The organism is Mesorhizobium sp. M8A.F.Ca.ET.021.01.1.1 (assembly GCF_003998025.1).
In the GTDB taxonomy this organism is placed as follows: Bacteria; Pseudomonadota; Alphaproteobacteria; order Rhizobiales; family Rhizobiaceae; genus Mesorhizobium.
The window spans coordinates 1-11,199 of record NZ_RZSJ01000155.1 but is presented as its reverse complement, the minus strand read 5'-3'; the positions used below and the strand labels follow the sequence as shown (position 1 = coordinate 11,199).

Below are 11,199 nucleotides of genomic sequence, written 5' to 3'. Positions count from 1 at the left end.
ATAGAGCAGTCCGCAACGGCGAAAGCCGGTGTCTTCGCCGGTCTCCGCCGCAAAACTGTCCCACAGGTCGAGGCTTCTTGTTGCCATCGGCAGCTCGCGGGCGTCGCGGTTTTGCTGGCGGCACCATCCCCAGTTTCTGCTGGACTGCTCGGCGCCGATTCGTCCCTTTTCGACGAGTGCGACCTTCAGGCCGCGACGAGCCATATAGTAGGCGGCGAAGACACCGACGATGCCGGCGCCGATCACCACCACATCTGCCGATTGCGGCAGTTTGCCGGACGTTTCGATTTGCTGCAGCGGCGCGCGCATGGTTCTCTCTGCCTCGAAGCGCCAGTCTACCGCGTCGCGCAGGCAGCCGCTGCTGCAGTTGCAGTCGAAGCAGAATTTTATTCCGACAGCCGCATTGAAATCGCGAGTCCCTGCGTTTCAAAGCGCTATCCCTCGGATGGACAGGCCAGCGGGCTGTGGTAGTCTCGACGGTCACCAGCAAGGCAGCATTTTGTGCTGCGGTACTGTTCCCCCGGAGGCAAATCGTGAAACTGGATCGGATCGATATCAAGATTCTTCACGAACTGCAGAAGAACGGCCGTATCACCAATGTGGAACTGGCCGAGCTGGTGCATCTGTCGCCGAGCCCTTGCCTGATGCGGGTCAAGCGACTGCAGTCGGAGGGCTACATCGAGGGCTATTCGGCGCAGGTCAATATCGGCAAGCTCGGCCAGACGCTGACAGTCTTCACCGAAATCACCTTGAAGAACCATCGCCAGGTCGACTTCGCCCGCTTTCTCGCCGTCGTCGAGAAGATCGAGCAGGTCATCGAATGCCATCTGGTCTCGGGCGGCTACGACTATCTGATGAAATTCGTCACCTCCGGCATCGGCGAGTATCAGTCGATCATGGAGCGCCTCACCGACATGGATATCGGCATCGACAAGTATTTCAGCTTCGTTGTGCTGAAGTCCCCCATCGTCAAGGCGCACATGCCGCTGCCCAGTTTGTTTCCGAGGTGAGGCCCTGTTTCCGAGGTGAGGCCTTACCGCCTCGTCAACGGTGGCCGTACTGGCTGACGAGTTCGGGGTCGCGGACGAGGCCGTCGAGCCATGTCGGGTCGAGCTTCGGCACCGAGGAGAACAGCAGCTTGGAATAGGGGTGGGTGGCTGACTTGACTTTGTCGGGCGTGATCTGCTCCACCCGCTCGCCATTGTACATGACCATGATCTCGTCGCAGATGGCCTCGACGACCGAAAGGTCATGGCTGATGAAGATGTAGGAGAGCCCCAGCTCGCGCTGCAGCTCCTTGAGCAGCTCGATCACCGCGGCCGCCACCACCGTATCGAGCGCCGAGGTGATTTCATCGCAGATGATCAGCTTGGGGTCGGCCGCCAGCGCGCGCGCGAAGTTGACGCGTTGCTTCTGGCCGCCGGAGAGTTCGGATGGATGGCGGTAGCGCAGCGTCTTGGGCAGGCGCACCATGTCGAGCAGTTCGTCGACGCGCTTCGACCGCGTCTGCCTGTCGAGGCCATGATAGAAGGCCAGCGGCCGGGCGATGATGTCTTCCACCGGCTTGGCCGGATTGAGCGCGGTATCGGCGTACTGGAACACGATCTGCATCTCGCGCAGCTGGTCCTGGCTGCGTTTGCCCGCCGCGCGCTGCAATTCCTCGCCGTTGAAGACGATCTCTCCGGCGGCCGCCGGATGGATGCCGGCGATCACCCGCGCCAGCGTCGATTTTCCGCAGCCGGATTCGCCGATGATGCCGAGATTGCGCCCCTTCTCCACGACCAGGCTGACGGAATCGACAGCTCGGATGAGGGGCAGTCCGTCATTCCGAACCGCCCCGTAGCCGGCGGTAACATTGTCGATGCGCAGCAACTGGTTGGCCGTGGCATCCGCGTCCGCATGCGCCTGCCGCGGCTTCGGTTCAAACGCTGCCAGCAGCTCGCGCGTGTAAGGGTGCTTGGCGGATGAAAGGATTTGAGCTGTGGTGCCGGTCTCCTGCACTTCGCCGCCCTTAAGCACCACGATGCTGTCGGCGATCTGGGCGACGACAGCGAGGTCGTGGGACACATAAACGCCTGCGATCCCGCCCGCCTTCATCACCGACTTGAAGGCCTTCAGCACGTCGATCTGCGTGGTGACGTCGAGCGCCGTCGTCGGCTCGTCGAAGATCATCAGCTTGGGGTCCCCGATGAGCGCCATGGCCGCGGCCAGCCGCTGCAGTTGTCCGCCCGAAACCTGGTGCGGATAACGGGCGCCGATCCCTTCGGGGTCCGGCAGCGATAAGGCCCTGAACAGCTCGACGGCACGCTTGCGTGCCTGCTCGGGCGGCATCAATTTGTGGATGCGCGTGACCTCGATCACCTGCTCCATGATCGTGGACGAGGGGTTGAAGGACGCGGCGGCACTTTGCGGAACATAGGCGATGTCGGTGCCGCGTAGTTTGGCGCGCTCCTTTTCGGAAAGCGCCGCCATGTTCTTGCCGTTCACGTTGATCTCGCCGCCGGTGATCCGGCAGCCTGGCCGTGCATGCCCCATGAGCGAGAGCGCCACTGTCGTCTTGCCGGAGCCGCTCTCACCGATCAGGGCGACGATCTCGCCGTCGGCTATATCGAGGCTGACGCCCTTGATGATTTCGACAATCCGCCCGGCATCGGTCGTCGCCTCAATCTTTAGGTTCCTGACCTCGACGAGATTGGTCATGCGTCCCTGTCCCTGATCTTCTTCGGCAAATTGTCGATCAGCAGGTTGACGCTGATGGTGAGGCTGGCGATCGCCAGCGAGGGCACGATGACGGCGGGAGCCGCGAAAGGCAGGCCGCCGATATTCTCGCGCACCAGCGCGCCCCAGTCGGCGAGCGGCGGCTGCAGCCCAAGCCCGAGGAAGGATAGGCCGGAGAGCAAGAGCACGATGAAGACGAAGCGCAAGCCGAAGTCGGCCAACACCGGGCGGATGATGTTGGGAAGGATCTCGGAGCCTATGAGATAGATGGTGCTCTCGCCTCGCACGCGGGCGACGGTCATGAAGTCCATCGTGTTGATGTTGACCGCGAGCGCCCGCGCGAAGCGGTATGCGCCCGGGATGTAGATGACGGCGAGCGTCAGGATCAGCACCGGGATCGACGAGCCGACCGCGGCGACGACCACGAGGCCGAACAGCTTGCTGGGGATGGAGTTCATCGCATCCAGGAAGCGGCTGAGGCAGGCGTCAAACCAGCCACCGGTGACGGCCGCGATCATGCCGAGCACGACGCCCGAAAAGCAGGCGATGGAGACGGCGGCGAGCGATATGCCGACGGTATAGCGCGCGCCCATCAGCACCCGCGAGAGCATGTCGCGCCCCAGATAGTCCGAGCCGAGCCACAGCCCCTGGCGCATCGGCCCGAAATAGTCGTCGTCGACGATGTCGCCGATCGAATGGGGGATGATGTAGGGCGCGAAGATGGCGATCAGCGTCCACGCCAGGATGACCAGCGCGGCGACGACGCCCACGAGGTTGTAGCTGCGGCCCAGGAACGACCGTTGGGAAGCTGCCACGCGCGCCACCATCATCTGAGTCTCGGGTTGGACATGATGGCGACGATGTCGGCGGCGGTGATGAGCAGCAGATAGCCAAGGCAGAAGATCATCGCGCAACTCTGGATCAGAGGCAGGTCGCGGGTTGCGACCGCGTCGACCATCAGCTTGGCGATGCCGGGATAGTTGAAGATGGTCTCGACGATGATGACGCCGCCGACCAAGTAGGACAGCGAGAGCGCGATCGCATTGACGATGGGGCCGAGGGCGTTGGGCAGCGCGTGCTTCAGCACCATGCGGCTGCGCGATGCGCCCTTGAGAAGCGCCATCTCGACATAGGGCGTGGAGAGCGTTTCCATCACCGCGGCGCGGGTCATGCGGATCATCTGTGCGGAGATGACGAAGGTGAGGGTAATCACAGGCATCGCATAGATGCGCACGAGGTCGGTCAGCGAATGCGCCTCGTTGACCGAGGACAGGGCCGGCAGCCATTTGAGATAAACGGCGAACAGCAGCACCGCCAGCGTCGCGACCATGAATTCCGGCACGGAGATGACGCCGATCGAAAGGATGGTAACGGTGCGGTCGTAAATAGAGCCTCGCAGCATCGCGGCGGTGATGCCGAGCGTCAGGGCCAGCGGCACCGAGAGCAGCGTGGTGATGCCGGCAAGCTCCATCGTGTTGACGAAGCGCCCGCCGATCAGCTTCGCGACCGGCATCTCGTTGGCATAGGAGGTGCCGAGGTCGCCATGCAGCAGGCCGAAAAGCCAGAGCAGGAAGCGCAGGATCGCCGGATCGTTGAGATGCATGGCCTCGCGCAGGCCAGCGACCGCCTCGGGCGTAGCCGCCTGGCCGAGCAGAATCGACGCGGTGTCGCCAGGCAGCATGCTAGTGGCGAAAAACACGGCGAACAGGACGATCAGCAGAGTGACGACCGCGACCGCCAGCCGCTTCAGCACGAGGTTGAAAACCCCAGACTTCATGGAAGCGCTCCCTGCGGTTGCATTCGGTCGAACAATCTTGCGCAATGCAGTGCCGGGGCCGGCCGACCGTCCCCGGCAGGCGCCTCTCAGGCTTCGAGCCAGAGATATTCCGCCATTGCGTAGCCCATCATGCCACCAAGCGGGTTCGCCTCCAAACCCTTCACCTTGCTGGAGAGGGCGTCGACGTTTGAAATGTAAGCCGGGATGATGGTGCCGGCCTCTTCGGAGACCATGGTCTGCATCTGGCCGTAGATTTCCTTGCGCTTGGTTTGGTCGAGCGAGCCGCGCGCCTCGACAAGGAGCTTGTCGAACTTCTCGGACTTGTACTGGCTTTCGTTCCACGGCGCGCTCGAAGCGTAGAGGAGCGAGAACAGGATGTCCGGCGTCGGGCGCGGATTGATGTTGCCGAAATGGATCGGCGCCTTGAGCCAGTAGTTGTCCCAGTACCCGTCGGAAGGCACGCGCTGGACATCGAGCTTCATCCCGATATCGGCGCCGGCCGCCTGGATGATCACAGCCATGTCGATTGACGAGGTCGCTGCGTCGGAAGCGATCACCGGGATGGACTGGCCGAGCAGGCCAGACTTCTGGAAGTGGAACTTTGCCTTGTCCGGGTCGAAAGCCTTCGGCTTGAGGTCGGCATTGTGGAAGATGTTCGCCGGCGAGACGGGCTGGTCGTTGCCGATTTCGCCGAGGCCGCGCAATGCCGATTTGACGATCTGTTCGCGGTTGACGAGATACTTCATGCCGGCCACGAAATCGGCCTTGTTGCCCGGGTCCATGTCGAGCCGGATGTTGAGGTCGGTGTAGTTGCCCGAGGTCGTCTTCGATAATTCGAAACCCTGCTGGCCTCCAATGAGCTTCATCGCGCGCGGATTGATGGAAGCGGCAAAGTTGATGTCGCCGGAGAGCAGGGCGTTGACGCGGGCGCTGTCGTCGCTGATGGCGATGAACTCGAAGGAGTCGAGATAGGGCTTGCCCGACTTCCAGTAATTCTTGTTCTTGGTGACCACCGAACGTACGCCAGGCTCGAACGTTTGCAGCACGAAGGCCCCGGTGCCGTTGCCCTTTGAGAAATCCGTGGTGCCATTCGCGACGATCATGAAGTGATGCAGCGCCAGGATCGTCGGAAGGTCGGCATTCGGATCGGCCAACGTGATTTCCACGGTGGACTTGTCGACCGCTTTGAAGCCGGTCATCTGCGCGGCGATCTTGGCGACCTTGGAGCCGACCGCCGGATCGAGATGGCGCTTCATCGAGAAGACCACGTCGTCGGCCGTGAGGTCCTTGCCGTCGTGGAAGGTCACGCCCTTGCGCAGCTTGACGGTCCAGGTCTTGGCGTCCTTGGTGTCGAAGCTTTCGGCCAGCTCCATTTGCGTGGCGCCATCCTTGTCGAGGAAGGTCAGGCGGTTATAGAGCGAGCAACAGCGGACATAGTCGGTCGAGAGAGATGCCTTCGCCGGATCGAGCGTGTCGGCTGTCGAGGACGACCAGCCGGCCGCCTTGAAAGTTCCGCCGGAGACAGGCGCGGCGGCGACGGCCTGTGTCGCGCGGCCAAGCACCACGCTGCCCGCGGCAACCGCGGCGCCGCCGGCCAGCAGCATCTTGAGAAGTTCTCGGCGGCTGGCGCCTCGCCGGATGGCGCTTTCGACCATGGCATCGTCTGCGCAGGTCCAGTTGGTGATCTTGTCGGTCATGTCATTCCCCTTTCTGTTGGTTTCGTCCGGATGCTCGTCTTGGCGCGCGCTTTCCGGCATGGCTCAGGTTCGTTCCTTCAGGCTTTCCCGCACGGCCGCCGCCAGGGCTGCCATCGAGGTGAAGTGGTAGTCCGGCTTAGTAAAGCGCTCGGGCTCGATCGTGCCGCCATAGCCCTTCTGGGCGTGCCGGCGTTCGATCCAGCAATTGGTCATGCCAAGCGCCCGGGATATGCCGATGTCGTGGTACTGGCTTTGCGCGACGTGCAGGATGTCGTCCCTGCCGTCGCCGAGCGAGGCCACGAAATCGAACACCTTCTGGAAGAAGGCCGGGTCCGGTTTCTCCGTGCCGGTGTCGTCGGCCGTGAAAGCGGCGAAAAAGGGCAATCCGAGCTGCTTTTCGAAATAATCGAGCGCCCAGCGCCGGGCATTGGTCATCGCGATCAGCTTGTGCGATTTCGCAAGGTCGGCCAATGCCGCAGCGCTATCGGGAAAGCCTTGCCAGACGCTGGCAGAATCCCGCAGACGGATGCCGTATTTTTCCTCGACCGGCAGGTCGAGCTGCGGCGCGATGACCCTGTAGACACGCACGAGATCGTCGGGAAACAGGCCTGCATCGGGCATATAGCGGGCCTGCCGGTAAAGCGCCAACGCCTCTTCGCCATCGATCGAAACACCGGACTCGGCGGCAATGCCAGCCAGGCAGGCCGTTATGCCACCTTCGAAGTCGATCAGCGTGCCGACCACGTCGAAGGTCATGTATTTGAATTGGCTAAAGCCCCTGGCCAAAACTGGCTCTCCTTTTTTGCGCGGCCGAAATACATGTGCTGAACACAACAAAATTCCGTGCTGTCCCGGGCGTGGGCCTGTTTTGAGTGCCCGCAAATCTGGGCTTTCTGGCCTTGTCTTAACTGTAGTCTGGCACTTCCCCCGCGCTGGATTCGCCGAAAAGGCGCGGGACTGCGGCACAAAATTGCGAAATCGTCCGCCCCGGCGATATTTCGAGATGCGAAGAAATCGCCGCCTTTCATGCCATGGCCTGGCGGACATCTGGATCGGCCAGCGTTTGGTCGAGCGTTCGGCGCGTGCGCTCGATGATCGCATCGATATCGCTGTCCGTGCAGCAGAGCGGCGGTGCGTAGCCCAGAACCCCATGCGCAAAGGCACGGATGATCAGGCCGTTGTCCCACGCCCTGTCGAAGACCCGCCGCGCCGGCATCGCCGAGGCGGGAAGCGGTGTCTTCTTCTGCTTGTCGGTCACCAGTTCGACCGCCGCAAGCATGCCGCGACCGCGCACGTCGCCGACCAGCGGATGATCGCCCAGTTCCGCTAATCCCGCCATCAGGCGGGCGCCGGCCTTGATGCCGTTCTCCAGCAGGCCGTTCTCATAGAGCTTCAACACTTCGAGCGCGACGGCGGCGCTGACGGGATGGGCGGAATAGGTGTAGCCATGGCCGACCGCCGAATTGCCGGCGCCATCGGCGATGACGTCGTAGACATGATCGGCCATAAACACGGCGCCCATCGGAACGTAGCCCGAGGTCAGACCCTTCGCCGTCGTCATGAAGTCGGGAACGATGTCCTCCTCGGTACAGGCGAACAGGGGGCCTGTGCGGCCGAATCCGGTGATTACCTCGTCGGCGATGAAAAGGATGCCGTACGACCGGCAGAGTTCCTGTATCGCCTTGATCCAGCCTTTCGGCGGGACGATGACGCCGCCCGAGCCCTGGATCGGCTCGGCGTAGAAGGCGGCGACCCGCTCCGGCCCGATCGCCTCGACCTTGGTCTTCAGCGCGGCAAGCGAGGCGGCGATGATCGTGCTGCCATCTTCGCCAACCGGGTTGCGGTAGGGATAGGGCGAGGGAATCTTGTGCTGCCATTCGAAGGGAATGCCGAAACCGGCGTGAAAGGCGGGCAGCGCGGTCAGGCCGGCGCCAACCACCGACGACCCGTGATAGCCCTGCTCGATCGAAATGAACTGGTCGCGCTGCGGCTCGCCCTTGGCGTTCCAGTAGTAGCGGACGAAACGGATCGTGCTGTCTACAGCGTCCGATCCGCCGAGCGTGAAATAGACGTGATTGAGATCTCCGGGCGCGCGCTCCGCCAGTTCCGAAGCAAGCCGGATGGCCGGCTCCGAGCCCAGATCGAAATAGGCGGTGGCGTAGGGAAGCTCGCGCATCTGCCGGGCCGCGGCCTCGACAATGCTGTCATGGCCGTAGCCTGCGTTGACACACCATAATCCAGCGAAACCGTCGACGAGTTGCTTGCCGGACACATCGGTCACGGTCGCACCCTTCGCCGATTTCAGCACGCGCACGCCGAGCGCTTCATGGCCGCGATAGGAGGAGACCGGATGAATGAGATGGGCGCGGTCGAGTTCGATCAGGGAATTGGCGAGCATTCTTATCCTCCGGCTTTAGCCGAGCGCTTGGTTGGCGAGTGCGTAAACTTTTGGCCGGGCCTGTACCGCACCCCTGTTGGACGGGCGGTCCATGGTCACGCCGCCGCCGACATGGACGAGGCCGATTCCCGTGAGCCAATTGGCGATGCCGGTCCTGCTGTCGGTATCCACGCGCAGGAAGGCACCGGCACGCGATGCGGCCAAGAAGGCGACCAGGGCCTTGGCATCCTCGACACTTCCAGCGATGACCGGGCCGATCACCTCGCCGCGTCCGAATGGGCGGATCGCGGCATAGGCCTCGATGACGCCGTTGCGGCGGATGACCGCGAATTGACCGCGCTCGGCCAGCGCATCGATCAGAGCTTCACGATCCGCGCCGTAGGCCTCGCGGTCCATCGCCTTGATTTCCGACAGGTCGACGGTGGCCGCGGCCTCCACTTCGTCGGGAGCGCTAAGCGCCGCTACCTGGCCCTGATGTTGCTGGATCGTGCCAGAGGGCACGAAGCCCAGCTTCTCATAGAGGGGCATGCCGTCCCGCGTCGCCACAAGCCGCAACGGACGGTCCTCGGCAAGCCCGAGGGCCTCGTTCATCAGTCGGCGCCCGAGCCCCTTGCCCCGCATAGTCCTGTCGACGATCACCATGTTGATCATGGCGCAATCAGCCCCATAGGGCGTCACCAGGATGGTTCCGGTGACCTGACCATGGCCGCCAAGCGCAACCACGCCGCTCGAGAGCTCTAGCGCCATCTGCCAGTCCTGCGGGCGATGCGGCCAATTTTCTTGACGCGAAAGCGCCACAGCGCCCTCGATATGGTCCGGTCCAAACGCATGGATTTCGATCTGGTCCTGCTGCATGAGGCATCCTTCCGTCTGTCCATAAGTCTTGACCATCGGCGCGCCGCAGATCGTCTGAAGGCACCGGTTTCGGCGGTATCTTTCGCCGTAGGGCGAGTGGTGCGCCGCATCTTGTGCTGGCGCCGTCCGCGGCGGACGCGTTTGAGGTCGAAGAAGCACGCCTGTTGGCCATCAGGATGCTACAGCATGCCAAACCAGCGGCCGGATACGGAACTTTCTGCTTTCGGGAAGGCTATTTCGGTCAGGTGGCTCGTCGCCTGCCGTCCTATGATGATGAATACACCCCAACGCGGATGTGCTTCCACCGGAGATCGACGGACATGGCTTCTTTCAGGCCCAAATACATCACCTTCGACTGCTATGGCACGTTGACCTTTTTCCAGATGGCGGAAGCGGCGCGCGATCTCTACGGCAGCAGGCTCGACGAACCACCCATGCAGGCGTTCATCAAGGACTTCGCGGCCTATCGGCTCGACGAGATCCTGGGTGACTGGAAGCCTTATGCCGAGGTCGTTTACAATGCGCTCGACCGCGCCTGCAAGCGCAACGGTGTCGCGTTCAACCCCGACGACGCCAAAATGGTCTACGAGCGTGTCCCGACCTGGGGACCGCATGCAGATGTTCCGGCGGGCCTGGCGGAGGTTGCCAAGGAAATTCCGCTGGTTATCCTCTCCAACGCCATGAACGCGCAGATCATTTCCAATGTCGAGAAGCTCGGCGCGCCCTTCCATGCTGTCTATACGGCCGAGCAGGCGCAGGCCTACAAGCCCCGCTTCAAGGCCTTCGAGTACATGCTCGACATGTTGGGCTGCGGCCCGGACGATATCCTTCACTGCTCGTCCTCGTTCCGCTACGACCTGATGTCGGCGCACGATCTCGGTATCAAGAACAAGGTCTGGGTCAACCGCGGCCACGAACCAGCCAACCCCTATTACGGCTATGTCGAAATATCGGATATTTCGGGTCTTCCAGGCGTGGTCGGTCTCTAAAAACAGGCGGATTGCCGATGAAGCTGGTCTCCTACTGGCACGACACTGCCCCCGTCTTTGCCGGCGCGGCGCAAGGCCCGGTCGAGGGGCACTACGATGCCGCCATCATCGGCGGCGGCTTCACCGGTCTCGCCGCCGCCCGCCAATTGGCGAAGGCCGGCGCCAAGGTGGTGGTGCTGGAAGCGGAACGCGTGGGCTGGGGTGCATCCGGGCGCAATGGCGGACATCTAAACAACGGACTTGCCCACAGCTACCTCTCGGCCAAGGCGGAACTCGGAAAGGAACGCGCGATCGCGATCTACCGGGCGCTGGACGATTCCGTCGACACCATCGAGGCGCTGGTCGCCGAAGAAGGCATCGATTGCAACTTCCGCCGCTCCGGCAAGCTGAAGCTAGCCTCCAAGCCGCAGCATTTTGATTCGATCGCCCGCAACTTCGAAGCCATCCATGCCGAGGTGGATCCGGATACGGCGCTGCTGTCAGCGGCCGATCTCAAATCGGAGATCGGCTCGCTTTTCCATGGCGCGATGCTGTCGAAGAAGAGCGCCATGATGCATATGGGCCGCTATGTGGCGGGCCTTGCCACCGCCGCCGCCCGCCACGGCGCCGTCATCCACGAGAACACCCGGGTGACGGACCGCAGGCAAGCCGGCACCAGGCATGAGCTGACAACGTCCCGCGGCAAGATCAGCGCCGACAATGTGCTGGTGGCGACAGGCGCCTACACGACACCGAATTTCGGCTATTTCCGCCGCAGGCTCATCT

At 62.7% G+C, this 11,199-nt stretch carries 11 protein-coding genes; 3 read left to right on the top strand and 8 right to left on the bottom strand.

The window, feature by feature from the left end:
- The coding region (locus EOA36_RS14595) for an FAD-binding oxidoreductase (protein WP_145969174.1) at nucleotides 1-309 on the bottom strand (309 nt) is incomplete at its 3' end.
- Between the two features lie 224 nt (nucleotides 310-533).
- On the opposite strand from EOA36_RS14595, the gene EOA36_RS14590 reads away from it, so the two are divergent.
- Nucleotides 534-1,010, top strand: coding sequence for an Lrp/AsnC family transcriptional regulator (locus EOA36_RS14590; protein ID WP_127278242.1), 477 nt, complete (start codon nucleotides 534-536; stop codon nucleotides 1,008-1,010).
- 34 nt (nucleotides 1,011-1,044) lie between these two features.
- On the opposite strand, the gene EOA36_RS14585 is transcribed toward EOA36_RS14590, so the two are convergent.
- The 7 genes from EOA36_RS14585 to EOA36_RS14555 all read right to left on the bottom strand — a co-directional run bounded on the left by EOA36_RS14585 (nucleotide 1,045) and on the right by EOA36_RS14555 (nucleotide 9,445).
- Nucleotides 1,045-2,700: an ABC transporter ATP-binding protein gene (locus EOA36_RS14585; RefSeq protein WP_127278241.1), complete on the bottom strand. Its 1,656-nt coding sequence runs from the start codon at nucleotides 2,698-2,700 to the stop codon at nucleotides 1,045-1,047.
- Complete coding sequence (locus EOA36_RS14580) at nucleotides 2,697-3,548, bottom strand: ABC transporter permease (protein WP_127278240.1); 852 nt, start codon at nucleotides 3,546-3,548, stop codon at nucleotides 2,697-2,699. The genes EOA36_RS14585 and EOA36_RS14580 overlap by 4 nt, the downstream gene beginning before the upstream one ends.
- A complete protein-coding gene (locus EOA36_RS14575; protein WP_127278239.1) occupies nucleotides 3,545-4,495 on the bottom strand; it encodes an ABC transporter permease in 951 nt (316 codons plus the stop codon). Before EOA36_RS14575 ends, EOA36_RS14580 begins: the two co-directional genes overlap by 4 nt.
- 86 nt (nucleotides 4,496-4,581) lie before the next feature.
- The gene (locus EOA36_RS14570) at nucleotides 4,582-6,192 is read right to left on the bottom strand and encodes an ABC transporter substrate-binding protein (RefSeq protein ID WP_127278238.1); all 1,611 of its coding nucleotides are present in this window, start codon (nucleotides 6,190-6,192) and stop codon (nucleotides 4,582-4,584) included.
- Nucleotides 6,193-6,255: 63 nt separating this feature from the next.
- Nucleotides 6,256-6,978, bottom strand: a complete 723-nt coding sequence (locus EOA36_RS14565) for an HAD-IA family hydrolase (RefSeq protein WP_127278237.1) — start codon at nucleotides 6,976-6,978, stop codon at nucleotides 6,256-6,258.
- Nucleotides 6,979-7,216: 238 nt separating this feature from the next.
- Nucleotides 7,217-8,590, bottom strand: coding sequence for an aspartate aminotransferase family protein (locus EOA36_RS14560; RefSeq protein ID WP_127278236.1), 1,374 nt, complete (start codon nucleotides 8,588-8,590; stop codon nucleotides 7,217-7,219).
- Nucleotides 8,591-8,605: 15 nt separating this feature from the next.
- Complete coding sequence (locus EOA36_RS14555) at nucleotides 8,606-9,445, bottom strand: GNAT family N-acetyltransferase (RefSeq protein ID WP_127278235.1); 840 nt, start codon at nucleotides 9,443-9,445, stop codon at nucleotides 8,606-8,608.
- Between the two features lie 320 nt (nucleotides 9,446-9,765).
- Between EOA36_RS14555 and EOA36_RS14550 the strand changes: the two genes are divergently transcribed.
- Nucleotides 9,766-10,434 (top strand): haloacid dehalogenase type II, encoded by a 669-nt coding sequence (locus tag EOA36_RS14550; protein ID WP_127278234.1) that lies wholly within the window; start codon nucleotides 9,766-9,768, stop codon nucleotides 10,432-10,434.
- Between the two features lie 17 nt (nucleotides 10,435-10,451).
- On the top strand, nucleotides 10,452-11,199 hold a 748-nt coding region (locus EOA36_RS14545), incomplete at its 3' end, for an FAD-binding oxidoreductase (RefSeq protein WP_145969173.1).

Coding starts and splice junctions, on each gene's coding strand:
- EOA36_RS14560 (WP_127278236.1), bottom strand. CDS start 8,590: ATGCTCGCCAATTCCCTGATCGAACTCGACCGCGCCCATCTCATTCAT.
- EOA36_RS14550 (WP_127278234.1), top strand. CDS start 9,766: ATGGCTTCTTTCAGGCCCAAATACATCACCTTCGACTGCTATGGCACG.
- EOA36_RS14555 (WP_127278235.1), bottom strand. CDS start 9,445: ATGCAGCAGGACCAGATCGAAATCCATGCGTTTGGACCGGACCATATC.
- EOA36_RS14580 (WP_127278240.1), bottom strand. CDS start 3,548: ATGATGGTGGCGCGCGTGGCAGCTTCCCAACGGTCGTTCCTGGGCCGC.
- EOA36_RS14575 (WP_127278239.1), bottom strand. CDS start 4,495: ATGAAGTCTGGGGTTTTCAACCTCGTGCTGAAGCGGCTGGCGGTCGCG.
- EOA36_RS14585 (WP_127278241.1), bottom strand. CDS start 2,700: ATGACCAATCTCGTCGAGGTCAGGAACCTAAAGATTGAGGCGACGACC.
- EOA36_RS14570 (WP_127278238.1), bottom strand. CDS start 6,192: ATGACCGACAAGATCACCAACTGGACCTGCGCAGACGATGCCATGGTC.